Source organism: Lentzea nigeriaca, from assembly GCF_016907955.1.
Classification (GTDB): Bacteria; Actinomycetota; Actinomycetes; order Mycobacteriales; family Pseudonocardiaceae; genus Lentzea; species Lentzea nigeriaca.
Map to the genome: position 1 here is coordinate 127,710 of NZ_JAFBCX010000016.1, position 24,758 is coordinate 152,467.

Sequence of the window (24,758 nt, forward strand, 5' to 3'; positions counted from 1 at the left end):
GAAAACGACAACTGCCCCCACAGGATCTCACGGATCCGGCAGGGGCAGTGGGCTGGTGTCGGGAAGTGTCAGGACGCGACGACCTCGAGCAGGACCTTGCCGTTCTCGTCCTGGATCCGGAACGTCGCGATCTCGTGCCAGCGCATGGCCACGTTGGCCTGGAGCCGGATGGTCTTCTTGTCGCCCGCGACCGGCTCCGGCGCGTACCAGGACGTGACCTGGGCGACGCGACCCGCGCGCCCGACCGCGACGAGCGCCCCCTTGGTGGGGCCCGTCATGCCGCTGACCTCGATGTCCATCGAGGTGCCCCACGGCTCGTCCGAGGCGGTGATCTTGGTGAAGACACCGCTGTTCGGGTCCTGCTGCTGCACCTTCATCGACGAGTCCGTCGAGTTGTTCGCCACCCGCGTCTGCGACGTCGTCGTGCCGGGGTTGGGAGGTGCGGCCTGGTTGGACCCGTTGTCGCTGCCGCGCACGACCAGCGTCGTGACGACGGCCGTCACCGCCACGATGCCGGCGGCGGCGGCCGCGACACCCTGGGCGACGAACCACCTTCTGCGCTTCCTGCGTGCCGCGACCGCGTCGAGCATGACCCGCACCGACTTGCCGTCCGGGCGTTCCGGAGCTGTTCCGCGCAGCATTCCGCCCGCGTCGGCCTCGTCGATGAGGTCCGGCACCACCGCGAAATCGCGCAGGTCAAGAGCGCACCTGCGACATTCCGTCAGGTGGTTCTCGAACGCCTCCACCTCATCGGCATCGAGGATGCCGAGCACGTAGGCGGCGACGTCGAGGTGATCTGGTGCCGTTGTCACCGCGTCTCTCCCCGATCGTGCAACGCACGCCGCAACGCACGGAGCGCGTAGTACACCCTCGACTTGACCGTTCCCGGTGGCACACCCAGTGCCGCCGCGGCCTCACCGACGGTGCGGTCCCGCAGATATGTCTCGAGAATAGCCTCCCGGTGCTCCTCGGAGAGACCGTTCATCGCCTCGGCGACGACGATCGCAGCGAGGGTGCGATCCTCCTCGCCACCCGATGGCGATTCGTCCGAAGGGGTCAGTTCGAACTCCTGCGGACGGACGCTTCTCTTTCGTCTGTCGTCAATGACCAACCGCCTTGCCACCGTGAACAACCACGATCGCAAGAGCACGGGGTCACGTTCGAGTTTCTCGGCGTTGCGCCATGCCCTGACCAGGGTTTCCTGCACGATGTCCTCGGCCCATTGACGATCATGGCCCGTCAACCTCATGCAGTGTCCCAGCAGGGCACTGCCGAATTCCTCGTACAGCCGACGGATCAACTCTTCCTCGAGGGATCCCGGTCTTGGTGATTGTTCGTCTAACTCACGTTGACGTCTATGCCGCGCCACGGGGGACATCCTTGCCCCATGAACCGTCTCAAGTCGAGAGGCAAATATTCCTCACGAACTTCGTGAACCGTTGCCGGATCGTGTCCGTACTCCTCGGTACCCCAGCCGAGAAAGGACCTGCCGATGCGACGTGGACCAGCCATCACCGCCCTGGCGGCACTGGCTATCAGCCTCACGGCGTGTGGCAGCACCTCGACCCCTCCCGGCGGGGCGGCAACCGGCGGCTTGCAGGCGAAACCCGCTGATCTGAGCGGCGCGAACATGTACTTCATCGCGAACAACGACCAGATGGGCTGGTTCGTCACCGATGCCGACGGGCTCCCTCTCTACCGCTTCGACAAGGACACCCCGAAGCCGTCCAAGTCCAACTGCGAGGGTGAGTGCCTCAAGGCCTGGAAGCCGGTCCTCGCGGACAAGACGCCGATGGCGACCGGGGTGGACCCGATCTCCATGGGGGTCCTGACCAGGCCGGACGGCACCAAGCAGCTCACCATCGCCGGTTTTCCGATGTACACCTACGCCGAGGACAAGGCGGCCGGTGACATGAAGGGCCAGGGAAAGGGCGGGACCTGGTGGGTCGTCGCCCCGAACGGAGCCAAGATCACCGGCGGGAAAGCGCAGAACAACAGCAACAAGAGCAGCAGCACGCCGAGCCCGTCCCCCACTTCGCCGGCCGGTGGGACACCGCAGTCCACGCCGACGTCGGCGGCGCCCGGCTACTGAGCCCACTGCTTGATCTCCAGCCCCCTACCGACTTCCCCTGAACATCGAGGACATCAAGACGATGACCAGAGCCCTCGCCACCGTCTTGGCGATGTTGTTCCTCTTCTTCGCCGCTCCGTTCGCAGCTCTTGCTCAACCTGCGGACACCGGTGGAGTGCAGGACACCCCGTCGGGTCCGTTGACCGCGAACGACCGGGAACTGCTGAACAAGGTGCGTCAGGCAGGCCTGTGGGAGATGCCCATGGGTGAGCTCACGGCCACCAAGGCGTCGAACGCACGGGTCAAGCAGATCGGCAAGATGATCATGCTCGACCACATGATGCTGGACAACCTGACGAAGAAGACGGCCGCCCAGTTCAACCTGACCACCCCCGACGTGCCGAACCCCTCGCAGCAGTCGTGGATGGACGAGCTGAACGGTCTCGAGGGAGACGCGTTCGACCAGGCGTTCGTCGCCAGGTTGCGCGCCGCGCACGGCCAGGTCTTCAACTTCATCGCGAAGGTGCGCACGCAGACCCGCAACGACGTGATCCGCGGGTTCGCGCAGGCCGGCATCGACGTGGTGATGAAGCACATGACGTTGCTGGAGAGCACGGGACTCGCAGGCGACTCGTCCTTCGCGGAGCCCCAGCCGGCCGGCGGCATCATCAACGCGACTTTGGCCTCCAACGAGGGGCCCAACATGTGGGTGATCATCTCGGTCACCGCCGCGGGAGCCGTTCTCACGGTCCTCCTGCTCCGAGTACTCCGCCCGCGACGACCGGTGCGGTAGTTCAGCAAGACCCGTTAGACAACGGGAAACGGAGGTGGTGTCCCAAGGTCAGAGGCACTCCAACGCGGACCTGTTCCCACCCGCCCGGCCCTGAAAGTGTCCACTCCTGCACGACAGGACCGGGCGGGTTCCCGCGAGAAGTTCTTTCCGGAGGAAGAGTTGTTGTCCAGCCAGATTCCGCTCCTGGTGGCCCAGGCCTCCGAGTTCGACTCGGGTGTCAAGAAGATGGCCCAGCTGTCTGCCAGGCTGGCTTACGTCATGATGTGCGCCACCTTGTCCTGGGGTGTGCTCATCGCGACCGGATGGGCCGAGAAGCTCACCGGCCGTGAGGGACTGAAGAACGGGCACATGGTGCTCGCCTCGCTGACGATCGCGTTCGGCAGCATCCACGCGTTCGCCTTCACGTTGATCCAGACCGGCACCTTCAGCTTCGTCAAGCTGGTGCTGCCGTTCGTCGACGGCGGCCTCTTCCGGCATGCGCTCGGCATCATCGGACTCGAGGTCATGGCCGCGATCGCAATCCTGGCGTCCATGCGGCACAAAGTCTTCTACCGCAAGTGGCTGAGGTTCCATCAAACGGCGTACATCGTCGTCGGGGCCACCGTGGTCCACTCCTGGTTCGGCGCCATCGCGAACGGAAACCTGTCCGTTCTCTGGCTGGCCGGCCTCACCGTCCTCGTCCCGACCGCGACCCTGGCCCTGGCCCGCTTCCTGCCGCCCGAGGTGCTGATGCGCATCGGCATGCTCGACTCCGAGCGCGGCAAGGAACCCGGCGTCGGCGAGGGCGACGCGATGGACGTGAGCGTCAACAACGAGAAATGCCACCGCTACGGCACCTGCCAGGCGGAGGCCCCGGATGTTTTCCAGCTGATCGAAGACAACCGCCTGACCTACAACCGCCGCCCGCCGGAGGAGCACTTCGCTCAGGCCAGAGCGGCACAGCGCGCGTGCCCGATGCGCGCTATCGAGATCAGGGAGCGAGTGAAGTGAGCGAACGGATCGTGGTCGTCGGCGGCGGGCTCGGAGGAGTCCGTTCCGCGGAACGGCTTCGGGAGATGGGTTTCGACGGGCAGATCACGATCCTGTCCGCGGAGCGGCACCTCCCGTACCACCGCCCATGCCTGTCCAAGCAGATCATCACGGGTGAATGGCACCCCGACGACTCGCTGCTGTCGTTCTCCGGCGACCTCGACGCCGAGTGGCGGCTCAATTCCCCGGCCCTGCACCTGGACCCGAAGAAGCAGTCGGTCTGGGTCCCCGGCGGCGAGGAGATCAAGTACGACGGCATGATCATCGCCACCGGTGTCGACGCCAGGGCGATGGGCGGGGCTCCGCGCCACGACCCGCGGGTGCACGTGCTGCGGACGCTGGACGACGCGGTCGCGATCCGCAAGAACATCCGGCAGTCGCAGGGCCTCGTCGCCGTCATCGGCGGTGGCTTCATCGGCTGCGAGCTCGCGTGCTCGGTTCGTCACATGGGCCGCGACGTCGCGCTGATCGTGCGCTCGCCCGCGCTTCTCGGCGGTGTCGTCGGCGACAAGATCGGCAAGAAGATCACCGAGGCGCACATCCACCACGGTGTGCGGCTCGCCACCGGTGTCGGCATCAAGCACTGGGTGCGTCAGCCCGGCGGCATCGGCATCCACCTCTCCGACGGTCAGGTCTTCTTCGCCTCCTGCGTGGTGCTGGCCGTCGGCGCGGCACCGGCCGTCGACTGGCTGCGCGGCTCCGGTCTGGACATCTCGGACGGCGTGCTGTGCGACGCCACCAACCACGTGGTCGGCGCCGAGAACATCGTGGCCTGCGGTGACGTGGCCCGCTGGCCCAACATGCGCTTCAACGGCGCCGTGCGCCGCGTCGAGCACTGGCTCAACGCGGTCGAAGGAGGCCGTGCCGCCGCCGAGAACCTGTTGGTGGGCCGCAACCACGCCAAGACGTACACGCCGGTTCCGCGGTTCTGGACCGAGCAGTACGGCATGCGCGTCCAGGGCGCCGGCCTGCCCGTCCTGGGCACCGACACCACGGACGTGAACGGACTCACGGGTTTCATCGCCAACGGCAAGCTCGTCGGCATCGTGGGTCTGGAGCAGCCGGGCCGCATCATCACCGAGACCCCGGAACTGTTCCGCCAGAACACGGTCCAGGAGAGCCTCACGGTGTGGACCCAGCCGGCCGAGGAGACCAAGGTCGCCGCGGCACCGGAAGCCCAGCCCACCACCGCGCTCCCGGTCCCCGAACCAGTCGCCGCCCACGCATCATCGGTTCCCCCGTCCGTCTCGTCGTCGATGTCCCCGCCTTTGCAGCGGCGGCGGCATTCACGGTCGAGGCCGGAGATGGTGCGAGTGGGCGGAGGACGCGCGAGGCCTTAACCCGGTCAGGAGGAATTTGCCCGCCGGCACAGGGCAAGCGGGGACGGCGAACTCCGACGTCGCTGCGTTGGCCAGGTGGCGGACCGATGACGCCACGCGGCGATGCGCTCGTTCCCGCGCCGGTGGGCGAACCTCCTTCTCGTGCGTCACCAACGGTGTGGCGGCTCGGCGGGCTCCCGAGCTGCCACACCGGCCTGTTGCCTGAAGGAGTTCCAGCCTCGCTGCCCAGGACGAGGCGCACCAGCGGTTCGACGACCCTACGGGAGGGTGACGACCTGGCCCGCCCACGAGAGCCCGCCGCCGAAGGCGAAGAGCAGCACCGGCCGACCGGACGGCAGGTCGCCGCGTTCGACCATTTTGGACAGTGCGAGCGGCACCGAGGCGGCCGAGGTGTTGCCGGACTCCACGACGTCGCGCGCGATCACCACGTCGTCGCGCAGGTCGAGCTTGCGGGTCATGGCCTCGATGATCCGCAGGTTGGCCTGGTGGGTGACGATGGCGGCGAGGTCTGTGGTGGCGATGCCCGCCCGCTCGCACGCCTGCGCCGCGACGGCGGGGAGCTCGCTGGTGGCCCAGCGGAACACGGCCTGGCCCTCCTGGGCGAACCGCGGCTGCCACGCGTCCTGCAGCCGCACCGCGCCGTTGCGCGTCGGGTCGGAACCCCAGGTGACGGGCCCGATCTCGGCGTCGTCGGCGGCGCTGATCACCGCGGCGCCCGCGCCGTCGCCGAGCAGGATGCAGCTGGCGCGGTCGGTCCAGTCGACGAGGTCGGACATCTTCTCTGCGCCGATGACCAGCGCGTGCCGGGCGGCGCCCGCACGCAGCGTGTGGTCGGCGGTGGCGAGTGCCGTGCAGAAGCCGGCGCAGGCGTTGTTGAGGTCGAAGCAGACCGCGGCGGGGATGGTCAGGCGGTTCGCGACCTGGGCGGCGATCGATGGGCAGCGGTCGATCGCGGAACAGGTGGCGACGATGACCTGGCCGATGTCGGAGGGTTCGAGGCCGGACGCCGCGAGGGCCTTGGCCGCCGCTGCGGCCGCCATGTCGGTGACCGACTCGTCGTCCGCGATGCGGCGCGTGGCGATGCCCGTGCGCTGGCGGATCCACTCGTCGTTGGTGTCGACCATCCTCTCCAGGTCGGCGTTGGTCAGCACGCGCTGCGGCTGGTGGTGCCCGAGCGCGACGACACGGGATCCGGACAAGGTGTGCTCCTTTGGCGAGGCGACGACGCGGCGAATATAGCAACCGATCGATCGGTAGCTAAAGAGGTTAGGATGTGTGCGTGAGCCCACGTCGTTCTGTCGCCGACACCCTCGAAACGCGGCAGCGCATCCTCGACAGGAGCCTCGCCATCGCCTCCGCGGAAGGCCTGGAGGGCCTGACGATCGGCAGGCTCGCCGACGAGCTGGGCATGAGCAAAGCCGGTCTGCTGGGCCACTTCGGCACCAAGGAGGGCCTGCAACTCGCGGTGGTCGACGAGGCGGCGGCGGTCTTCGCCCGCGAGGTGCCGCAGCGCGTCAAACAGCTCCCGTCCGGCCTGCCGCGCCTCAAGGCGGTCTGCGAGGCCTGGGTGTCGTACCTGGAACGCGAGGTGCTGCCCGGCGGCTGCTTCTTCACCGCGGCCACGACGGAGTTCGACGGCCGCAGCGGCCGCGTGCGCGACGCCCTGGCCGGCATGAACGCCTTGTGGCGCAGGGACCTCCGCATCCACACCCGCCGCGCCATCAGCGACGGCGACCTGCCGGCCGACACCGACGTCGAGCAGCTGGTCTACGAGATCATCGGCATCATGCTGGCGCTCAACCACTTCCTGCAGCTCGAACACGACAGCGCGGCCCCCGCCCGCGCCCGCAAGGCGCTGGACCGGCTCTTCAGCTCGCGATGAACGCGTTGACGACCGCGACCACCTCGGCGGGCTGCTCCTGAACCATGCCGTGCGTCGCGTCGAGGGACTCGGCGCGTTGCGCAGCGCCGAGCGCCACCACCCAGGCCGGTGAGGTTCTCGTCATGGATCAAACGTCAAGGCGTGTGACATGTGTCCGGTATGCGATCGGTAGTTACGATCGGGAGTTGTGGAGTTCCGGGTGCTCGGGCCGGTGGAGTGTTACGCCGACGATGGCGTGCGCCTGAGCCTTGGGCCGCCCAAGCAGCGGGCCGTGCTCGCGCTGCTGCTGGCTCAGCCGGGTCGGGTGCTGTCGGTCGACCGGCTGATCAGCGTGCTGTGGGACGACGCCCCGCCCAAGACCGCGTTGAAGAATCTGCAGGTCTACGTCTACCAGCTGCGCAAGATCGTCGGCTCGCGGTTGCTGTCGCGGGCGCCCGGCTACCTGATGTCGATCGATCCCGCCGAGCTCGATCTCACCCGGTTCACCGAGTTACTAGACGTCGCCCGCGGGGAACGCACCCCGCAGCGCTACCGGGAAGCCCTCGCGGTGTGGCGCGGGCCCGCGCTCGCCGATCTCGCGGCGTCGGGACTGTTGCGCGGGGTCGTCGCGCAGCTGGAGGAACTGCGGCTGGCCGCGCGGGTCGAGTGCGCCGAGGCCGAGCTCGATCTCGGGCGGCACGTCGAGATCGTCGCGGACCTCAACGAGTGGGTGCGCGAACATCCGTTGAACGAACGTCTGCGCGAGCAGCAGCTGGTCGCGCTGCACCGGGCTGGACGGCCGGCCGAGGCGCTCGCGGCGTACCAGGAGTGCCGCCGGGTGCTCATGGACGAGCTGGGCGTCGAGCCCGGTGAGTCGTTGCGGCGGTTGCAGGCCGAGATCCTGCGCGCGAAACCCGTTGGTGCGGCGGCGATCCGGCAGCTGCCGCCGGACGTGGTCACGTTCGCGGGACGATCGCGCGAGCTGAACCTGGTCAAGGCGCAGACCCGGCAGGACAGGGTCGCGGTGTGCGTGATCACCGGGCAGGCGGGCATCGGCAAGTCGGCCCTCGCCGTGCGCGCGGCCCATGAGATCGCCGCGCAGTTCCCGGACGGCCAGCTCTACGCCGACCTCTCCGACGGGGCGTCGGACCGGATCCTGAGCCAGTTCCTGCGCGCGCTCGGCGAACGTCCCGGCGACGAGGAAGCCCTGCGCTACCGCTCTCTCACGGCGTCACGCCGGCTGCTCGTGGTGCTGGACAACGTTGCCACCGCGGCCCAGGTCACCCGCCTGCTGCCCACCGGGCCGGGCTCGGCGGTGCTCATCACGTCACGCCGTCCGCTCACCGCGCTGCACGGCGCTTCCTGCGTGAAGCTCGGCGCCCTGCCGCTGGAGGACGCCTTGCAGCTGCTGACGGGCGTCGCCGGGAAGGTCGACGACGCGACGGAACTCCTGCGCTGGTGCGGAGGTTCGCCGCTGGCGCTGCGGATCGCGGGTGCCCGGCTCTCCGCCGGTCCACAGTGGACTGCGCTGTCGCTCGCCGTGCGGCTGGCCGACGAAACCCGTCGCCTCGAGGAGCTGGGGGTCGGCAACGTGGCGGTGCGGTCGGCGTTCGAGGTGAGCTACGCCGAACTCGGATCTCCGGCCGTGGCAAGGGTTTTCCGGCTGCTCGGCCTGCTCGACGGCCCGGACTTCTCCGTCGCGGCCGCGCGGGCGCTGACCGACGTGCCGGACGTCGAGGAACTGCTCGCCGAGCTGGTCGACGCCCACCTCGTCGAGGAACCGGTGCCCGGCCGCTTCGCCCTGCACGACCTGCTGCGGCTGTTCGCGCGGGAGCGGTGCCGCGGCTCGGAGTCGTCGGCCGAACGGTCGCTGGCGCTGGAACGCCTGCACAAGCACTACCTGGAAGCGTTGGCGGACAACCCGACCGACCTCTGGCTCGCGGAGGAACGCGACAACCTGATCGCCGCCGCCCACCAGGCTTCTCCCGCCGACGCGATCGAGTTCGCCGCCGGTCTGTCGTGGTACTTCCGGCGCCGCTCCGAGGTGGCGGACTGGGCCGCGCTGAACACCCTCGCACTGGAGGCCGCGCGGTCCCTGGGCGACACGCGCGCGGAAGCGTTGGCGTTGAAGGAACTCGGCGCGGCCTGCGAGCGCGGCTTCAAGTTCGCCGAGGCGCAGCAGCACTGGGCGGCGGCGCTCACGTTGGCCCGCTCGTCGGGCGACCGGCAGCTCGAAGCCGTGACGCTCAACAACCTCGGCATCGTGCACTGGCGCCGCCGCGACCTGCCCGCCGCCGTCACCTCGCTCGAAGCGTCGCTGACGTTGCGGGAGGAGCTTTCCGACGCGCAGGGCGCGGCCTACGTGCGCACCAACCTCGGTCTGGTGCACGCGGCACGGGGCGACCTCCAGGCGGCTGTGGCTTGCTACGAGCAGACTTTGACGACGTTCCGCGCGTGCGGCGACAGGTCCGGTGAGCTGCACGCGTTGGCGAACATGGCCGACGCGCACCGGCAGATGGGCTCGCTCGACCGCGCTCTTGAGCTGGCGGAGGAAGCGCTGCGGCTGGCGCGATCGGTGGGGGACAGGCAGATCGAAGCAGGGGTGTTGCTGGATCGCGGCATCGTGCACGAGCTGGCGGGCCGGGCGGAGGAAGCGAAGGCGTCCTACCGCGAGGCGGTGGAGCTGTCGCGGCGGATCGGGTTCCGGTGGGGTGAGTCGGAAGCCTCCAGGAAGCTGGCGGGCTTGGTCACGTGATGATCCGAACGGCCAGGATCAAGGACCTCGAACACGAGCTGACGTCGCCCGGTTCTTCGCCGACGCCGAGGCGATCCACTCGTTCGAGGGCACCCGCGAGATGACCACGCTGATCGTCGGCAAGGCCATCACGGGGCAGAGCGCTTCGCGTGACCTACTGCGGATAGGTGTGGATCTCCGTCGCCTTCAGCGAAACCCACAACGCGTCGCCGGGCTGCAACCGCAGCTCGGCGACTGTCGCTGTGGTGATGTCGGCGAGCACGGCAGGAGAGCCGTCGAGGTCCACGCGGGTGGTATGCGCGTGCTGCTCGATGCCGGACACCGTCGCCTGCCAGGTGTTGCGCGGACTGCCAGTGGGCTTCGAAGGGAACAGGCTGACCGCGGACGGCGGAAACACCACGTGCACCGGACCTTCCGCGGGTTCGGCGATGGTGAGAGTTCCGCCGTCGTCGAGCTGAACCTCGGTGCCACGAGCGACACCCCGGTAGAAGTTGAGGCCGACGAGGTGCGCCACGTAGTCGGTTCGCGGCTGCCGGACGACGGCACGCGGCGAGCCCTCCTGCACGACGCGGCCGTTCTCCAGGATGACGAGCCGGTCGGCGAGCACCATCGCGTCCAGCGGGTCGTGCGTGACCAGCAGGGTGTGGCCGGGGTAGTCGGCGAGGTGCCTGCCGAGCTCCGATCGCACGCGCAACCGGGTGCTCGCGTCCAGGGCGGCCAGTGGCTCGTCGAGGAGCAGCAGCCGAGGCGACGTGGCGAGGGCGCGGGCCAGGGCCACGCGCTGGGCCTGGCCGCCGGACAGCGCGCGGGGTTTGACGTGAGCGAAGCCGGCAAGCCCCACCTGGTCCAGCCGGCGGAGTGCGATGGCGTTGGCCTCGGCCTTGCGGGTGCCGCGCGCCCGTAGTCCGAACGCGACGTTGTCGAGCACGCTCATGTGCGCGAAGAGCAGGTAGTCCTGGAAAACCACGCCGACAGGCCGCATTTCGGCGGGCAGACCGTCCCAAGTGGACCCGTTGAGGCTGATGGCGCCCCCGGCCTCCAGTCCCGCCAGGGCACGCAGTGCGGTGGTCTTGCCCGCGCCGTTGGGCCCGAGCAACGCCACGACCTCACCCGGTTCGATGGTGAGGTCGAGCGAGAGGCTGAAGCCGGTGCGCTGGACGCGGAGCTCGGCGTGCAGGGTCATGCGCGGATCCACCTGTCCCGCAGCCCGGCCAGCACGGCCACCGACACGAGCAGCAGCACGATGCTGAGCACGATCGCGGCGTCCGGATCTGTTTCCAGCGCCAGGTACACGGCGAGCGGCATGGTCGTCGTCCTGCCGGGGAAGTTGCCGGCGAACGTGATCGTCGCGCCGAACTCGCCGAGTGCCCGCGCCCAGCAGAGCACTGTCCCCGCAACGACTCCTGGCATGACGCTCGGCAGCGTCACGCGCCGGAACGTCAGCCAGCGGGACGCACCGAGCGTGGCCGCGGCCTCCTCGTACCGCGGATCAGCCGCCCGCAACGCGCCTTCTACCGAGATCACCAGGAACGGCATCGCGACGAACGCCTCGGCGAGCACGACACCCGCCGTCGTGAACGGCAACGAGATCCCGAACCACTGGTCGAGGTGCTGACCGACCACACCACGCCGTCCCAGCACCAGCAGCAACGCCACGCCACCGACCACGGGTGGCAGCACGAGCGGAACCGTGACGAGCGCGCGGAGCAGTCCGCGTCCCGGCAGGTCGCCGCGCGCGAGCAACCACGCGAGCGGCACCCCCAGAACGAGGCAGACGACCGTGGCGAGCGACGCGCAGACCAACGACAGCCGCAGCGCCTGCCCGACCTCGGCGCTGAAGAGCTGAGTCGGCAGGGAAGCCCACGGCGCCTTGACGAGCAGCCCCGCGAGCGGCACGAGCAGGAACGCGAGCCCGGCGATCGCGGGCAGGACGAGGACGACCGGCAGCCTGGACCTCACGGCGCCGCGAAACCGGCCTCGGTCAGCACCGCGCGACCCCGTTCCGACAGCACGAAGTTCACGAAGTCCTTGGCCTCGGCGGGTGCCTTGGCCAGCGGCGCGATGGGGTAGTCGTTGACGGCGCCGGAAGCCTCCGCGAAGTCCTTGCCCTCGACCTTCGCCCCCGCGGCCCTGACGTCCGTGCGGTAGACCAGCGCCGCGTCGACCTCGCCCAGCGACACCTTGGTCAGCACGGCCTTCACGTCCTGCTCCAGCGTGTCCGGCGCGGCCGTGACGCCGGCTGCCGCGAACACCTTCTTCGCCGCCGCACCGCACGGCACCTGCTCCGCGCACAACGCGATCTTCAGGTCCGCCTTCGCGAAGTCCGCGAGATCGGTGACCTTGCCCGGATTGCCCTGCGGCACCGCGATCTGCAGCGTGTTCTTCGCGAACGTGGTCGGCGCCGCCGTGATCGCCCCGGTGTCGGTCACCTGCTTCATGTTCGCGGGCGCCGCGGACGCGAACACGTCGGCGGGTGCCCCCTGGTTGATCTGCTGCGCCAACGCCGAGCTGCCGCCGAAGTTGAAGGTGACCTTCGTGCCGGGGTGCGCCGCCTCGAACTCCTTGCCGAGCTTCTGGAACGACTCCGTCAGCGACGCCGCCGCGAACACCGTGATGTTCGGCGTCGACGGGCTCGGCTGCGCGGTCGAGCAGCCTGCCAGCAGCAGCACGAACGCAAGCACCCTCTTCAACTCGAGGCCTCCGGGATCTCGACGACGACGTGCGTGGACTTGATGGACGCGACGGCGACGCTGCCGACCTCCAGGCCGAGCTCGTCGGCGGACTCACGGCTCATCAGCGACGTGATGCGGAAGGGCCCGGCCTGCATGTCGACCTGCGCCATGACCCCGTCCTTGAGGACACGGGTGACGATGCCCTTCATGCGGTTGCGCGCCGAAGCCGCGACCGTCGTGCCCGGCTCGGCCACCTCGGTCATGTGCTGGGCGAACTCGGCGAGCTCCGTCCCGCTGACGCCCTTGCGCCCGTTGTCGAGCACCACGGACTGCAGGCGTCCCTGGTCGATCCACCGGCGCACGGTGTCGTCGCTGACCCCGAGCAGCGCGGCGGCTTCGCTGATCCGCAGATTCGGCACGAATCGGAGCCTATCTCCGCGTCTGCGGAACTCTCAACTTGCGACCGGCGCGCTCAGGGCCCGGATCCCGGACTTCGTCGAGGTCTTCGAGCTGGGGTAACCTGTCGAATTGAAGACTTCTTCAATTCGACAGGTAGTGATGCCGTGAACGAGTTCAGGGACAACCTCCTCGCCCGCATCGAGCAGGCGGAGGAGGCCGTGCGGCAGGCCGTGGAACGGCAGGACGCGTACGCCGCCGAGGTGCACGGCGCCGACCTCGCCAACCTCAAGCGCCTGGCCGCCGAGCACGGGGTGCGGTGACCCCCGTGCCCGTTCCGCTGTACCAGGCGAAGGCCGAGTTCTTCAGGATGCTCGGGCACCCGGTTCGCATCCGGGTGCTGGAGCTGCTCCAGGACGGGCCGAAGGCGGTGCGCGAGCTGCTCGCCGAGATCGAGGTGGAGCCGTCCAACCTCTCCGCCCAGCTCGCCGTGCTGCGCAGATCCGGGATCGTCACGGCGACCCGCGAGGGATCGACGGTCGTCTACGCCCTCGCCGGTGCCGACGTGGCCGACCTGCTCAGGGCCGCCAGACGCATCCTGACCGAGTTGCTGGTGGGCCAGAACGAGCTGCTCGCCCAGCTCCGCGAGCAGCCCGCGTGACCTTCCTCAGGCGTGCCCGGCGATGCGGTGCGGCTCGTACGCCGATTCCAGCAGCCCCACCTCGTCGTCCGTGAGCTCGAAGTCCAGCGCTGCCACGGCGTCGTCCAGGTGGTGCGGCTTCGTCACGCCGACGATCGGCGCGGTGACCACCGGGTTGCGCAGCAGCCACGCCAGCGCGACCTGAGCCCGTGACACACCGCGGGCGGCGGCCACGGACGCCACCTGCTCGACGATCGCGCGGTCCGACTCGACGTACAAAGTGGACCCGAACTCGTCGGTCTCCGTGCGGGCGGTGGTGGCGTCCCAGTCACGGGTCAGGCGGCCGCGGGCCAGCGGGCTCCACGGGATCACGGCGATGCCCTGGTCCGCGCACAACGGCAGCATCTCGCGTTCCTCCTCGCGGTAGAGGAGGTTGTAGTGGTTCTGCATCGACACGAACCGCGTCCAGCCGTTCTGCTTCTGCGTGAACAACGCCTTGGCGAACTGCCACGCGTACATCGACGAGGCGCCGATGTAGCGGGCCTTGCCGGACTTCACGACGTCGTGCAGCGCTTCGAGCGTCTCCTCCAGCGGAACCGTCCCGTCGAAGCGGTGGATCTGGTAGAGGTCGACGTAGTCGGTGCCGAGCCGCTGCAGGGACGCGTCGATCTCGGCGAAGATCGCCTTGCGCGACAACCCCGCGCCGTTCGCGCCGCGGCCCATGCGGCCGTGCACCTTCGTCGCGAGCACGATCTCGTCGCGCCGCGCGAAGTCCTTCAGCGCACGGCCGGTGATCTCCTCGGAAGAACCGGCCGAGTAGACGTTCGCGGTGTCGAAGAAGTTGATCCCGGCATCGATCGCGGCCTTGATGAACGGCCGGGACTCCTCCTCCGGCAACGACCACGGATGGTTCCCCAGCGACGGATCTCCGTAGCTCATCATGCCGAGGCAGATCTCGGACACGTCCATGCCGGCGAGCTTGGTGTAACGCACGGTCAGCCTCTCAGGAAAACGACGGTTACTCATCGGGTGAATGTTGGCGACAACCCGTTCAACATCAACCTAGTCGCGCTCGCCGGATCGTGCCCCTTCTCAACACGACGGTGGCAATTCTGCCGCTAGCTCTGAGCTGCGGGTTTAGCGTCATTCCTGCCTTTTGAGAGGAAGTGCATGACGAGCATCGACGTGGTGGCGCGGCCGCGGGACGTACTGGCGTGGAGTCGCGCCATGATCGATACGCCGCTCACGGCCGCGCTCGCCACGCTGCCCGACGAGACCCGTGAGGTCGTCGAGTACCACCGGTCCGACTTCTCGACGGCCGCACTCGCGCTGCTCGCCGCCGACGCCATCGGCGACGCCACCCGAGCGACCAAGGTGGCGCTGGCGCTCGAACTCGCCCACCGGCACGAAGCGCTGCACGCGGACCTGATGACCCGTGCGCTGAGCCGTGACCACCAGCCGAGCGCGTGGGTGGAGTTCGGCGACGACAGGGTCGTCTCGACCGCGGACACCTTGGTGTCACTCGCCTTCTGGCAACTCGCCAAGCCCGAGGCGATGATCCTCAACGCCGCACTGCTGTCCGTTGTGGACGGTTACGTCCAGGACGTCGAGATGGACGAACGGGACGACGTCGACATAGCCGAGTATCTGGGCGTCGCGGCGGCGAAGCACTCGGCGCTGACGGCCTGCGCGTGCGAGCTAGGCGCCCTCGCCGCCGGTGCGTCCCGCAGCCAGGCCGACCACCTCAGGGAGTTCGGCGACGACGTAGGTCTCGCCCGCAAGCACGTGGACGACGTGCAGGCCATCTGGGGCGGCGCGCCCGTGAGCGGCCGCCCGCTCTACGACGACCTCGCGCACCGCCGCCGCACGTTGCCCGTGGTCGCCGCGATCAACGCGGGCATCGACGTCTACGCGACCGACGCGGAACCCTCCGAGCTGGCCGACCGGGTCGAGCAGGCAGGTGGCCGCAGGTGGTGCGAACAGCAGGCCGAGCTGCTGCTCGCCCGCGCCCTCAACCACCTGCGTCAGGTGCAGCCGAGGGCGCGGGCGGCGGAGGAGCCGGCCGGGCTCGAGGTCCGTCACGACCGCCAGGTGTGAACGGGCTCGAACCCCAGCACCCGCCGTGCCTTCTCAATCGACAGCAGCGTCTCGTGAGGACCGAACTCCCTCTTGAGCGGCACGCCCGGATAGACCTTCGCGACGAGCTCGTCGTTCGGCGTCGTCATGCACGTGTCGGCGTTGGCGATGATGAACACGTCGAAGCCCGTCGCGTCGTGCGCGAGTGCCTTGCGCACGGCCTGAGCACCGTCGCGTGCGTCGATGTACGACCAGAGATTCCACTTGCGCGCCAACGGATCGGCGTCGAACGGGAAGCGCTCGTAGTCGTGCGGCTCCATGACGTTCGAGAACCGCAAACCGATGATCTTCATCTCCGGTTCCCAGCGGCAGAACTGCTGGGCGAGCGTCTCGTCCACCAGCTTGCCCAGCGAGTACGACGTCTCGGGTCGTCCCGCGTACTCCTCGTCGATCGGGATGTACGGCGGGGGAGTGTCGAACGGCAGCCCGAGCACCGTCTCGCTGGACGCCCACACGACGTTGCGCACGCCCGCCAGCCGTGCCGCGGCGAACACGTTGTACGTGCTGGTCACGTTGTTGTGGAACGTCCTGGCGTTGGGCGCGACGCCGGGGCCGGGGATCGCCGCCAGGTGCACCACGGCGTCCAGCCCGGCGTACCTGTCGTCGATCCCGCTGATCGCCTCCACGACCTGGCCGTAGTCGGTCAGGTCGACGCGGGTGAACTCGCAGCCCTGGGGCGTCGGGGGAGTCGCCTGGTCGAGGTTGTGGACCTCCCAGCCGTGCTCGATCAGGTCGGCCACGACGGCACGCCCGAGCTTGCCGCTGCCTCCGGTCACCGCGACACGTTGAGTCATGCGTCATTATCGCCTCACGACGACAACCGCAGCACCAGCTTCCCTCCGGCGTGCCCGCTCGCGCTGAGCTCCTGTGCCTTCGCCGCGTCCTCCAGCGGGAGGCTCCGCGCGACCCGCACCTGGAGCTTGCCGTCGGCGGCGAGGCGGATGTACTCGGCGAACTCCGCGTCGAACGGGCGGCCTCCCGCGGAGAACGGGACGCCGAACTCGGCGGCGCGGGGATCGGCGATCGTGACGATCCGGTCGGTGCCGCCACGCAGCTCGATCGAGACCTCCAGGTCTCCCCGCCCGGCGGCGTCGAACACGGTGTCGACGCCCTGCGGTGCGGCGGCGCGGACCCGGTCGGCGAGCCTGGCACCGTAGGCGACCGGGATCGCCCCGAGGGAACGCAGGTAGTCGTGGTTGCCGGGGGAGGCGGTGCCGATGACTGTGGCGCCGCGGGCCACCGCGAGCTGCACCGCGACGGCGCCGACCACGCCGGCGGCCCCGTGCAGCAGCAGCGTTTCGCCGTCCCGTACCTCGAGCGCGTCGAGCACACGACTCGCGGTCTCGACGGCTACGGGCAGCGCGGCGGCCGTGTCCCAGTCGAGGTCCGCGGGCTTGAGCACGAAGTCGGTGGCCAGGGCGTACTCGGCGTAGGTGCCGGTGAAGGCCTGGATCAGCACCTCGTCACCCACCGAGACCCCGGTGACGTCCTCGCCCACCTCGTCGACGACACCGGCCGCCTCGATGCCGGGGATCACCGGGAACGTGGGGGCCAGCTGCGGCATCCACCCGTTGCGGATCTTGTAGTCGATGGGGTTGACCCCGGCAGCCACGACCTTCACCCGTACCTGTCCGGGCCCGGCGTGCGGGTCCGGGACGTCCTCCAGGCGCAGGACTTCCGGACCGCCGAACTCGGTGTACGTGATCGCCTTCATCTTCTCGCTCCTCTGTCGGATGTGGTTTCCATCCTGGGGAGCGAGCGGCCAGGGCATGGCCATCACTTCGGCTAGTTCGTCCTGGCCGAACGGCTAGCCGCCTCGGGCCTCACACGGACTACGTTGGGGTCATGGACCTGTTGACGGCCGTAGACGTGATCCGGGCACCGCTGAGCGAGACGCTGCCGCGGCTGTCCGCCGCGTTCGCCGGGACGGTTCCCCACCAGGCGCTCGCCGAGCTCTCCGCGAACTGCTCGTTCGCGCCGTTCAAGGTCCGTGGCGTGTCACCGGGCGCGCCGGGGTCGTCGGTCTCCATCGCCGACCTCGCCGCACTGCGGCCGCTGGTGCCCACACGGGGAACCTGGCAGGGCAGGGCGGTCATGGCCGGTGTGGAGGTGCCCGTGCTCGCCGTGTCCAGCGACGCGAGCGAGCCGGCGCCGCTGATGGTCCTCGTGCGCACTGAGGACACCCCGGTGCCGGAGGAGCACCTGAAGGCGGCCGAAGCGTTGTGGGACCTGGTGACCGCGCACCGCGAGGGCCTGCGCAACGAGGCGGTGCCGGCGACGCTCGCCGTGTCGCGGGCGGCCGCGGCGGCCCGTGCCGTGGCGATCTCGGACCTCGGTGACGTCTACGGAACCGCGCTGACCGCACTGCTGGCCGTGCTGCGCGACCGTTCCGCGGACGACGCCTCCGCCCGCACCCGCGCCGTCGACCTCGCCGTGACCACGCTGGTCGAACTGCGCTCGCGAGCCGAACTCGACCGGTCGCTCTCGGAGGAACGCTCGGGTGACGCCTTCGACCGGCTCGCCGAGTCGCTGCGCAGGGTCCTGCGCGGCACCGGCGTGCGACTGGACCTGGGCACACCGGGCGCGGAGGAGGGTGCCGACCGCGTGCTGCCCGTCGACGTCGCCTCCACCGCCCGTGCCGTGGTCCGCTCCACCGTGCACGCGATGCTCGACGACCAGCGCGGCGTCCACCGCGTCCACGTCGGCTGGAAGGTGGCCACGACGGTACTCCGCGCGACCGTGCGCGACGACGGTCCCGGCACGTTGACCTGCGGAAATCTTGACTCGCGCCGCATCACCGAACGTCTGGGGCCGCTCGGCGGCCGCGGGCAGATCGACGCCATTCCCGGCTGGGGGACGACCGTGACGTTCGAGATCCCACTCGGGCCGCCGGAGACCCCGCGCGAGGACCCGCTGACCGTGCTGGGCGCACGGGAGCTGGAGGTCCTGGGTCAGCTGGCGCGCGGCCGGCGCAACCGCGACATCGCGGCCGACCTGCACATCAGCGAGTCCACCGTGAAGTTCCACGTGGCCAACATCCTGGACAAGCTGGGGGTCGGGTCGCGTGGTGAGGCGGCCGCGCTGGCCCACGAGTGGGGCGCGGCCCGCTAACCGCCGCGTTCTGCTGGGCGTTGGTGCCGGCGGCGTCCGGCCCGGTCAGCCGGGAGCCGGGATCGGTCCCGAGGTGGCCGTCCACGTAGAGGTGGCCGGTGCTGTTGAACCATGCTCGCCGCATCCGAATGGGAGTGCGGGAATTTGGAACGCATTCTCGGATACGCGCAGTTTCGTTTCTCGAACATATGGAATCACGGACAGCCGCTCACGTCTTGCTCGATGCAGAGACGTGAGCCACCCTCGGTTGCACGTCCGATAGTAGGAAGTCAAACTATTCTCATGGCGACCTCACTGCACCGGCCGGTGAACCCGGTCCGCTTCGTGACCGCGTCGAGCCTGTTCGACGGGCACGACGCGGCGATCAACATCATGCGGCGCATCCTGCAGTCGCAGGGTGCGGAGGTCATCCACCTCGGCCACAACAGGTCGGTGGCGGAGGTCGTCAACGCCGCGATCCAGGAGGACGTGCAGGGTGTCGCGATCAGCGCCTACCAGGGTGGGCACGTCGAGTACTTCTCGTACCTGGTGCAGCTGCTGAACGAGCGCGGCGCCGGCCACATCAGGGTCTACGGCGGCGGTGGCGGCGTGATCGTCCCCGAGGAGATCGAGCTGCTGCACTCCCGCGGCGTCGCGCGGATCTTCTCGCCGCAGGACGGGCAGACGCTGGGTCTCGCGCGCATGATCAACCTGATGATCGAGGAGTGCGACCACGCGCTCACCCAGCCGTTCAGCCACGACGCGTTGCTGACGGGCGCGGACGAGGCCCTCGCCCGCGCGATCACGCACATCGAGGCTGGTGTCGCAGACACCATCGAGACCACCCGCAAGGTCCCGGTCCTCGGCATCACCGGCACCGGCGGCTCCGGCAAGTCGTCGCTCACGGACGAGCTCGTGCGCCGCTTCCGGCTCGACCAGCAGGACAAGCTGCGCATCGCCGTCCTGGCCGTCGACCCGACCCGGCGCCGCGGTGGTGGCGCGCTGCTCGGTGACCGCATCCGGATGAACTGCCTCGACGGCGACCGCGTGTTCTTCCGTTCGCTCGCCACGCGCCGTGCGGGCAGTGAGATCCCGGACGGTCTCGAGCAGGCCATCGTGGCGTGCAAGGCGTCCGGTGCGGATCTGGTCATCGTCGAGACGCCCGGTATCGGTCAGGGTGACGCGGCCATCGTGCCGTTCGTGGACTTCTCGCTGTACGTGATGACGCCGGAATTCGGTGCCGCGTCACAGCTCGAGAAGATCGACATGCTCGACTACGCCGACGCCGTGGCGATCAACAAGTTCGAGCGCCGCGGGGCCGAGGACGCCCGCAGGGACGTGGCACGGCAGCTGGTGCGCAACCGCGAGGCGTTCGGTGCCAAGTGGGAGGACATGCCGGTGTTCGGCACCTCCGCCGCGACGTTCAACGACGACGGAGTCACCGCGCTGTACCAGTTCCTGCGCGACGGTCTCGTCGAACACGGTCTGGCCGTGGAGGAAGGCGCTCTCGCGAAGGTCAACGGCAAGACGTCGACGTCGGCGTCCACGATCGTGCCCGCGTCCCGTGCCCGCTACCTGTCCGACATCGCGGACACCGTGCGCGCCTACCACCGCAAGACCGACGAGCAGGTCGAGGCGGTCCGTGCGCACACGCAGCTCACCGCCGCGCAGAAGGCGTTGGAGGCAGCCGACAAGGCGACCGCCGACATCGCGGAACTGGCGGCGGAGGCCGAGCGCAGACTCGACCGCGACACCGTGGAGCTGCTGAGCGGCTGGGAGCAGACCCGCGAGCAGTACTCCGGCGACGAGCTCGTGTTCAAGGTGCGGGACAAGGAGATCCACACCAGGCTGACGCGGGAGACGTTGTCCGGCAACCAGGTTCGCCGCGTCAGCCTGCCGCGCTACGACGACGAGGGTTCGCTGCTGCGGTTCCTGCGCAAGGAGAACCTGCCGGGCTTCTTCCCGTACACCGCGGGCGTCTTCCCGTTCAAGCGCGAGGGCGAGGACCCGGCGCGCATGTTCGCGGGCGAGGGTGACGCGTTCCGCACCAACCGCCGCTTCAAGTACCTCTCGAAGGGCAACCCGGCCACGCGCCTGTCGACCGCCTTCGACTCGGTGACGCTCTACGGCCGCGACCCCGACACCCCGCCGGACGTCTACGGCAAGATCGGCACCTCCGGCGTCTCCATCGCGTCGCTGGACGACATGAAGGCGCTCTACGACGGTTTCGACCTCGTCGCGCCGACGACGTCGGTGTCGATGACGATCAACGGTCCGGCGCCGACGATCCTCGCGTACTTCCTGAACACGGTGATCGACCAGCAGGTCGACAAGTTCCGCGCGGAGCACGACCGCGAGCCGTCTGCCGAGGAGTACGAGCAGCTGCGCCGGTACGCGCTCGCGAACGTGCGCGGCACCGTGCAGGCCGACATCCTCAAGGAGGACCAGGGCCAGAACACCTGCATCTTCTCCACGGAGTTCTCGCTGCGCATGATGGCGGACATCCAGGAGTGGTTCATCCAGCAGCAGGTGCGCAACTTCTACTCGGTGTCGATCTCCGGCTACCACATCGCCGAGGCCGGCGCGAACCCCATCAGCCAGCTCGCCTTCACGCTAGCCAACGGGTTCACCTACGTCGAGTCGTACCTGGCGCGCGGCATGAACATCGACGACTTCGCGCCGAACCTGTCGTTCTTCTTCTCCAACGGCATGGACGCCGAGTACAGCGTGATCGGCCGCGTGGCCCGCCGGATCTGGGCCGTGGCCATGCGCGACCGCTACGGCGCCGCGGAGCGTTCGCAGAAGTTCAAGTACCACGTGCAGACCTCGGGCCGTTCGCTGCACGCGCAGGAGATGGACTTCAACGACATCCGCACGACCCTGCAGGCTCTCTGCGCGTTGTACGACAACTGCAACTCCTTGCACACCAACGCTTACGACGAGGCGATCACCACGCCGACGGAGTCGTCGGTCCGCCGCGCGATGGCCATCCAGATGATCATCAACAAGGAGTGGGGCCTGTCCGCGAACGAGAACCCGTTGCAGGGCTCGTTCGTCATCGACGAGCTGACGGACCTCGTCGAGGAGGCCGTGCTGACGGAGTTCGACCGCATCTCCGAACGCGGCGGCGTGCTCGGCGCGATGGAGACCGGCTACCAGCGCGGCCGCATCCAGGACGAGTCGATGCTCTACGAGCAGCGCAAGCACGACGGCTCGCTGCCGTTGATCGGCGTCAACACCTTCCTGCCCGAGGGCGGCGAGCGCGAGGTCGTGAAGATCGAGCTCGCCCGCGCCACGGAGGAGGAGAAGAAGTCGCAGGTCGACCGCACCCGTGCGTTCCAGGCGGCACACCGCGACGAGGCAGAGAAGGCCCTCGCCCGTCTGCGCGAGGTCGCGCAGACGAACGAGAACGTGTTCGCCGTGCTGATGGACGCCGCCCGCGTCTGCACGCTCGGTCAGATCACGGAGGCGTTCTTCGAGGTGGGTGGCCAGTACCGGCGCAACATCTAGAGCCAGCTGATCAGGGCACGCCAGGCGGGACCGGAGAACGCGAGAACGTCACCACTCGCGTTCTTCGAGTCCCGCACGAGCGCGTCCTGGGCGAGCGACACCTCGACGCAGTTGCTGTCCTCCGTTCCACCGCTGTAGCTGCTCTTACGCCATGCGCGTTCCTGGGTCATCGAGTTCCTCTCGCGGTGGGCTGACGTACTCCGCCAGCCTCGTCCGCGATTGTTCCGGATCCAATGCGACCTCATCCAGACGGTTGAAGAGCAGCCGGGTGCGCACGATGGCCCCGGGATCCTGCACGAACACCTTCGCGAGATCGGTGTCGACGAACGCCACCGGCATTGCCTTCTCGTATTCCCAAGCTCGTCGCCGAGATCCCTGCTGTACACCGTGGATGGAATGCCAGTGGCCATGGCATTGACGCTATTGCTTGCTTTTCAAGCACGAAATAGCCTCGTTCGGGTGAAAATAGTGCCCACCACAAGAGAGAGAAATGCAATACGCACCCTATGGCAAATCTAGTCCGAGTCTGCTTGCGCCGTGTGATCCTGCGCCGCGATGTGATCCAGGACGACTTTGGTGAGATCCGCGAAGGTGTCGAGCTGGTCGGGGGTGAGCGCATCGATGAACCAGCGGCGAACGTGGCCCACGTGGCGGGGCGCGGCCGCCTCGATGGCCTCGCGGCCCGCCTGTGTCAGAGAGACCTGGATGCCGCGATTGTCGGTGAGGCAGGGTTCCCGGGTGACCAGGCCCCGGCTGGCCATGCGGTTCAGATGCTGGGTGAGCCGGCTCTTCTCCCAGTTGATCGCCTTCCTCAGTTCGATCGCGCGCATTCGGCCGTCCGCAGCCTCCGAGAGGCTTACCAGAATCGCGTAGTCCGCGCCCGACAGCCCGGTCTCGGCCTGAAGTTCCCGTCCGAACTGGTCACGGAAGTTTGCCAGCTCGATGAACCCCCGCCAGGCCCTTTGCTCGCGCTCGTTCAGCCAGTCGCCGTCACCCATGAGTCCATGATACGAAATGGTTGACACGTGAACCACTCGCCTCGCCGAGTTCGCGGCGCAGTACGGGCAGTACCTGCTCGCCGAGAAGGTCGACTTGCTCGTGGACGGTCTTCTCGGGAACGCCGCCGAAATCCAGGCCGAACAGGACGCGTGAGGTGCGGCCGAAGTACTTGGGGAAGCGGAGCACCTTGTCGATGACCTGCTGGGGGCTTCCCACGGTCAGGCCCGTGTTGGCCACAGCGTGTTCCATGTCGGCGCCCTGGTTGATGGGGTGGCCGTAGTAGTAGGGGGCGTATTCGGTCCAGGCGTCCTGGGAGTTGGGACGGACGAAGACGGCCGCCCCGGCTCCTACGATGGCGTCCTCCGGGTGTCCGTGGCCGTGGTGTGCGTAGCGTTCCCGGTAGAGGTCGACGTACTGCTTGAAGTAGTCCATCGACATGAACAGGTTGTTGACGAAGAAGCCGTCGCCGTAGGTGGCGGCCTGTTCGGCGATCTCCGGGCTGCGGATGGAGCCGTGCCACACGAACGGCGGGGTGTCGTTGAGAGGGCGGGGCATGGCGGTGAAGTTCTTGAGCGGAGTGCGGAAGCGGCCGCTCCAGTTCACGTTCTCCTCGCGCCACAGCCGGCGCAGCAGGGCGTAGTTCTCCACCGCCAGCGGGATGCCCTGGCGGATGTCCTGGCCGAACCAGGGGTAGACCTCGGCGGTGTTGCCACGTCCGAGCATGAGGTCGACCCGGCCGTTCGCCAGGTGCTGGAGCGTGGCGAAGTCCTCGGCGATCTTCACCGGGTCGTTCGTGGTGATCAGCGTGGTCGAGGTGGACAGGGTGATGCGCTCGGTGCGCGCCGCGATGTAGGCGAGCAGCGTGGAGTCCGCGCTGCTGATGAACGGCGGGTTGTGGTGCTCGCCGATGGCGTAGACGTCGAATCCGGCATCCTCGGCGTGCTTGGCGATCCGGGTGATCGCGTGGATGCGCTCGAACTCGGTGGGCGCCTGGCCGGTGTTCGGATCGGGGTGGATGTCGCCCACGCCGAAGATGCCGATTTCCATGACGGTGGTCCTTTGCCCTTCGTCCGGGGTCCGGGTCAGAGCGCGCTGGTGACGATCGCGGCGACCGAGACCAGGCCGAGGATGATCGGAGCGATCGCCCCGCCGCGCGCCTTGGGGTCGGCGTAGTCCCCCGCGCGGCCGTGATAGACCACGGCTCCGGCGAAGACGATCACCAGGCCCGCCGCCGCGGCGATGCCCAGTGGGTGCCAGAAGATTCCCGCGACCAGGCCCACGGCGGCGGCGGCCTCGGCAACGCCGATCAGCCGGGTCAGCGAGGCGCTGACTCCCAGGTGCTCCTGCAGCAGCTCGGGCACGCTGCCCTTCAGGGTGATCTTGGGGATACCCGCCCCGAGCGCGGCAAATGCCAGAAGGGCGCTGAGGACGGCGGCGGCGATGGACATGGTGAATCCTTGGGGAGA

The 24,758-nt window shown here is 68.7% G+C and carries 27 protein-coding genes; 11 read left to right on the top strand and 16 right to left on the bottom strand.

Annotation, left to right across the window (positions count from 1 at the left end; translation table 11 throughout):
* Nucleotides 1–68: 68 nt before the first annotated feature.
* Nucleotides 69–812 carry an anti-sigma factor family protein gene (locus JOD27_RS36650; RefSeq protein ID WP_204766924.1) on the bottom strand — a complete coding sequence of 248 codons (744 nt, stop codon included), beginning with the start codon at nt 810–812 and terminating at the stop codon, nt 69–71.
* On the bottom strand, nt 809–1,378 hold the full coding sequence (locus JOD27_RS36655; RefSeq protein ID WP_030468711.1) for a sigma-70 family RNA polymerase sigma factor: 570 nt from the start codon (nt 1,376–1,378) through the stop codon (nt 809–811). The genes JOD27_RS36650 and JOD27_RS36655 overlap by 4 nt, the downstream gene beginning before the upstream one ends.
* 114 nt (nt 1,379–1,492) lie before the next feature.
* On the opposite strand from JOD27_RS36655, the gene JOD27_RS36660 reads away from it, so the two are divergent.
* From JOD27_RS36660 to JOD27_RS36675, 4 genes are all read left to right on the top strand, one after another.
* Nucleotides 1,493–2,092, top strand: coding sequence for a hypothetical protein (locus tag JOD27_RS36660; protein ID WP_204766925.1), 600 nt, complete (start codon nt 1,493–1,495; stop codon nt 2,090–2,092).
* A gap of 61 nt (nt 2,093–2,153) precedes the next feature.
* The gene (locus tag JOD27_RS36665) at nt 2,154–2,864 is read left to right on the top strand and encodes a DUF4142 domain-containing protein (RefSeq protein WP_204766926.1); all 711 of its coding nucleotides are present in this window, start codon (nt 2,154–2,156) and stop codon (nt 2,862–2,864) included.
* Between the two features lie 162 nt (nt 2,865–3,026).
* Nucleotides 3,027–3,854 carry a 4Fe-4S domain-containing protein gene (locus JOD27_RS36670; protein WP_239570585.1) on the top strand — a complete coding sequence of 276 codons (828 nt, stop codon included), beginning with the start codon at nt 3,027–3,029 and terminating at the stop codon, nt 3,852–3,854.
* Nucleotides 3,851–5,233: an NAD(P)/FAD-dependent oxidoreductase gene (locus tag JOD27_RS36675; RefSeq protein WP_204766927.1), complete on the top strand. Its 1,383-nt coding sequence runs from the start codon at nt 3,851–3,853 to the stop codon at nt 5,231–5,233. The genes JOD27_RS36670 and JOD27_RS36675 overlap by 4 nt, the downstream gene beginning before the upstream one ends.
* 257 nt (nt 5,234–5,490) lie before the next feature.
* On the opposite strand, the gene JOD27_RS36680 is transcribed toward JOD27_RS36675, so the two are convergent.
* On the bottom strand, nt 5,491–6,432 hold the full coding sequence (locus tag JOD27_RS36680) for a beta-ketoacyl-ACP synthase III (RefSeq protein WP_204766928.1): 942 nt from the start codon (nt 6,430–6,432) through the stop codon (nt 5,491–5,493).
* Nucleotides 6,433–6,512: 80 nt separating this feature from the next.
* On the opposite strand from JOD27_RS36680, the gene JOD27_RS36685 reads away from it, so the two are divergent.
* Complete coding sequence (locus JOD27_RS36685) at nt 6,513–7,115, top strand: TetR/AcrR family transcriptional regulator (RefSeq protein ID WP_204766929.1); 603 nt, start codon at nt 6,513–6,515, stop codon at nt 7,113–7,115.
* On the opposite strand, the gene JOD27_RS36690 is transcribed toward JOD27_RS36685, so the two are convergent.
* Nucleotides 7,102–7,239 (bottom strand): hypothetical protein, encoded by a 138-nt coding sequence (locus tag JOD27_RS36690; RefSeq protein ID WP_204766930.1) that lies wholly within the window; start codon nt 7,237–7,239, stop codon nt 7,102–7,104. The genes JOD27_RS36685 and JOD27_RS36690 overlap by 14 nt on opposite strands.
* A gap of 63 nt (nt 7,240–7,302) precedes the next feature.
* Between JOD27_RS36690 and JOD27_RS36695 the strand changes: the two genes are divergently transcribed.
* A complete protein-coding gene (locus tag JOD27_RS36695) occupies nt 7,303–9,849 on the top strand; it encodes an AfsR/SARP family transcriptional regulator (protein ID WP_204766931.1) in 2,547 nt (848 codons plus the stop codon).
* Between the two features lie 154 nt (nt 9,850–10,003).
* Here JOD27_RS36695 and JOD27_RS36700 read toward each other — a convergent pair whose 3' ends face one another.
* The 4 genes from JOD27_RS36700 to JOD27_RS36715 are packed head-to-tail and all read right to left on the bottom strand — an operon-like array spanning nt 10,004 to nt 12,940.
* Nucleotides 10,004–11,032, bottom strand: coding sequence for an ABC transporter ATP-binding protein (locus JOD27_RS36700; protein WP_204766932.1), 1,029 nt, complete (start codon nt 11,030–11,032; stop codon nt 10,004–10,006).
* Nucleotides 11,029–11,808 carry a molybdate ABC transporter permease subunit gene (modB, locus tag JOD27_RS36705; RefSeq protein WP_307830545.1) on the bottom strand — a complete coding sequence of 260 codons (780 nt, stop codon included), beginning with the start codon at nt 11,806–11,808 and terminating at the stop codon, nt 11,029–11,031. The genes JOD27_RS36700 and modB overlap by 4 nt, the downstream gene beginning before the upstream one ends.
* Nucleotides 11,805–12,539, bottom strand: a complete 735-nt coding sequence (gene modA, locus JOD27_RS36710; protein WP_204766933.1) for a molybdate ABC transporter substrate-binding protein — start codon at nt 12,537–12,539, stop codon at nt 11,805–11,807. Before modA ends, modB begins: the two co-directional genes overlap by 4 nt.
* Nucleotides 12,536–12,940: a TOBE domain-containing protein gene (locus tag JOD27_RS36715; protein ID WP_204766934.1), complete on the bottom strand. Its 405-nt coding sequence runs from the start codon at nt 12,938–12,940 to the stop codon at nt 12,536–12,538. Before JOD27_RS36715 ends, modA begins: the two co-directional genes overlap by 4 nt.
* Nucleotides 12,941–13,084: 144 nt before the next feature.
* Between JOD27_RS36715 and JOD27_RS36720 the strand changes: the two genes are divergently transcribed.
* Nucleotides 13,085–13,240, top strand: coding sequence for a hypothetical protein (locus tag JOD27_RS36720; RefSeq protein WP_204766935.1), 156 nt, complete (start codon nt 13,085–13,087; stop codon nt 13,238–13,240).
* Between the two features lie 5 nt (nt 13,241–13,245).
* A complete protein-coding gene (locus JOD27_RS36725) occupies nt 13,246–13,578 on the top strand; it encodes an ArsR/SmtB family transcription factor (protein ID WP_204766936.1) in 333 nt (110 codons plus the stop codon).
* Nucleotides 13,579–13,584: 6 nt separating this feature from the next.
* Here JOD27_RS36725 and JOD27_RS36730 read toward each other — a convergent pair whose 3' ends face one another.
* Nucleotides 13,585–14,550 (bottom strand): aldo/keto reductase, encoded by a 966-nt coding sequence (locus tag JOD27_RS36730; RefSeq protein WP_307830550.1) that lies wholly within the window; start codon nt 14,548–14,550, stop codon nt 13,585–13,587.
* A gap of 177 nt (nt 14,551–14,727) precedes the next feature.
* On the opposite strand from JOD27_RS36730, the gene JOD27_RS36735 reads away from it, so the two are divergent.
* Complete coding sequence (locus tag JOD27_RS36735; RefSeq protein WP_204766937.1) at nt 14,728–15,654, top strand: polyprenyl synthetase family protein; 927 nt, start codon at nt 14,728–14,730, stop codon at nt 15,652–15,654.
* On the opposite strand, the gene JOD27_RS36740 is transcribed toward JOD27_RS36735, so the two are convergent.
* Together JOD27_RS36740 and JOD27_RS36745 are read right to left on the bottom strand one after the other, a co-directional pair.
* Nucleotides 15,636–16,469: an NAD-dependent epimerase/dehydratase family protein gene (locus JOD27_RS36740; RefSeq protein ID WP_204766938.1), complete on the bottom strand. Its 834-nt coding sequence runs from the start codon at nt 16,467–16,469 to the stop codon at nt 15,636–15,638. The two genes, JOD27_RS36735 and JOD27_RS36740, sit on opposite strands and share 19 nt — an antisense overlap.
* Nucleotides 16,470–16,501: 32 nt before the next feature.
* Nucleotides 16,502–17,407, bottom strand: a complete 906-nt coding sequence (locus JOD27_RS36745; protein ID WP_204766939.1) for an NADP-dependent oxidoreductase — start codon at nt 17,405–17,407, stop codon at nt 16,502–16,504.
* Between the two features lie 131 nt (nt 17,408–17,538).
* Here JOD27_RS36745 and JOD27_RS46265 point away from each other — a divergent pair, with 131 nt between their 5' ends.
* Both JOD27_RS46265 and icmF read left to right on the top strand, forming a co-directional pair.
* Nucleotides 17,539–18,804 (top strand): helix-turn-helix transcriptional regulator, encoded by a 1,266-nt coding sequence (locus JOD27_RS46265; RefSeq protein ID WP_204766940.1) that lies wholly within the window; start codon nt 17,539–17,541, stop codon nt 18,802–18,804.
* Nucleotides 18,805–19,086: 282 nt separating this feature from the next.
* Nucleotides 19,087–22,293, top strand: a complete 3,207-nt coding sequence (icmF, locus tag JOD27_RS36755) for a fused isobutyryl-CoA mutase/GTPase IcmF (protein WP_204766941.1) — start codon at nt 19,087–19,089, stop codon at nt 22,291–22,293.
* On the opposite strand, the gene JOD27_RS36760 is transcribed toward icmF, so the two are convergent.
* The 5 genes from JOD27_RS36760 to JOD27_RS36780 form a co-directional block, all read right to left on the bottom strand.
* On the bottom strand, nt 22,290–22,463 hold the full coding sequence (locus JOD27_RS36760; RefSeq protein ID WP_204766942.1) for a DUF397 domain-containing protein: 174 nt from the start codon (nt 22,461–22,463) through the stop codon (nt 22,290–22,292). The two genes, icmF and JOD27_RS36760, sit on opposite strands and share 4 nt — an antisense overlap.
* Nucleotides 22,438–22,686 (bottom strand): Scr1 family TA system antitoxin-like transcriptional regulator, encoded by a 249-nt coding sequence (locus JOD27_RS36765; protein WP_307830551.1) that lies wholly within the window; start codon nt 22,684–22,686, stop codon nt 22,438–22,440. Before JOD27_RS36765 ends, JOD27_RS36760 begins: the two co-directional genes overlap by 26 nt.
* Before the next feature lie 122 nt (nt 22,687–22,808).
* Nucleotides 22,809–23,291 carry a MarR family winged helix-turn-helix transcriptional regulator gene (locus JOD27_RS36770; RefSeq protein WP_204766944.1) on the bottom strand — a complete coding sequence of 161 codons (483 nt, stop codon included), beginning with the start codon at nt 23,289–23,291 and terminating at the stop codon, nt 22,809–22,811.
* Nucleotides 23,284–24,339 carry a CE1758 family FMN-dependent luciferase-like monooxygenase gene (locus JOD27_RS36775; protein WP_204766945.1) on the bottom strand — a complete coding sequence of 352 codons (1,056 nt, stop codon included), beginning with the start codon at nt 24,337–24,339 and terminating at the stop codon, nt 23,284–23,286. The genes JOD27_RS36770 and JOD27_RS36775 overlap by 8 nt, the downstream gene beginning before the upstream one ends.
* 35 nt (nt 24,340–24,374) lie before the next feature.
* A complete protein-coding gene (locus JOD27_RS36780; protein WP_204766946.1) occupies nt 24,375–24,740 on the bottom strand; it encodes a DoxX family protein in 366 nt (121 codons plus the stop codon).
* Nucleotides 24,741–24,758: the final 18 nt, after the last annotated feature.

What these genes read in the sequence shown, in the direction of transcription:
- JOD27_RS36770 (WP_204766944.1), bottom strand. Translation starts at nt 23,291, where the DNA reads ATGGGTGACGGCGACTGGCTGAACGAGCGCGAGCAAAGGGCCTGGCGG.
- JOD27_RS36690 (WP_204766930.1), bottom strand. Translation starts at nt 7,239, where the DNA reads ATGACGAGAACCTCACCGGCCTGGGTGGTGGCGCTCGGCGCTGCGCAA.
- JOD27_RS36665 (WP_204766926.1), top strand. Translation starts at nt 2,154, where the DNA reads ATGACCAGAGCCCTCGCCACCGTCTTGGCGATGTTGTTCCTCTTCTTC.
- JOD27_RS36745 (WP_204766939.1), bottom strand. Translation starts at nt 17,407, where the DNA reads ATGAAGGCGATCACGTACACCGAGTTCGGCGGTCCGGAAGTCCTGCGC.
- icmF (WP_204766941.1), top strand. Translation starts at nt 19,087, where the DNA reads ATGGCGACCTCACTGCACCGGCCGGTGAACCCGGTCCGCTTCGTGACC.
- JOD27_RS36775 (WP_204766945.1), bottom strand. Translation starts at nt 24,339, where the DNA reads ATGGAAATCGGCATCTTCGGCGTGGGCGACATCCACCCCGATCCGAAC.
- JOD27_RS36760 (WP_204766942.1), bottom strand. Translation starts at nt 22,463, where the DNA reads ATGACCCAGGAACGCGCATGGCGTAAGAGCAGCTACAGCGGTGGAACG.
- JOD27_RS36660 (WP_204766925.1), top strand. Translation starts at nt 1,493, where the DNA reads ATGCGACGTGGACCAGCCATCACCGCCCTGGCGGCACTGGCTATCAGC.
- JOD27_RS46265 (WP_204766940.1), top strand. Translation starts at nt 17,539, where the DNA reads ATGGACCTGTTGACGGCCGTAGACGTGATCCGGGCACCGCTGAGCGAG.
- JOD27_RS36780 (WP_204766946.1), bottom strand. Translation starts at nt 24,740, where the DNA reads ATGTCCATCGCCGCCGCCGTCCTCAGCGCCCTTCTGGCATTTGCCGCG.
- JOD27_RS36700 (WP_204766932.1), bottom strand. Translation starts at nt 11,032, where the DNA reads ATGACCCTGCACGCCGAGCTCCGCGTCCAGCGCACCGGCTTCAGCCTC.
- JOD27_RS36735 (WP_204766937.1), top strand. Translation starts at nt 14,728, where the DNA reads ATGACGAGCATCGACGTGGTGGCGCGGCCGCGGGACGTACTGGCGTGG.
- JOD27_RS36655 (WP_030468711.1), bottom strand. Translation starts at nt 1,378, where the DNA reads ATGTCCCCCGTGGCGCGGCATAGACGTCAACGTGAGTTAGACGAACAA.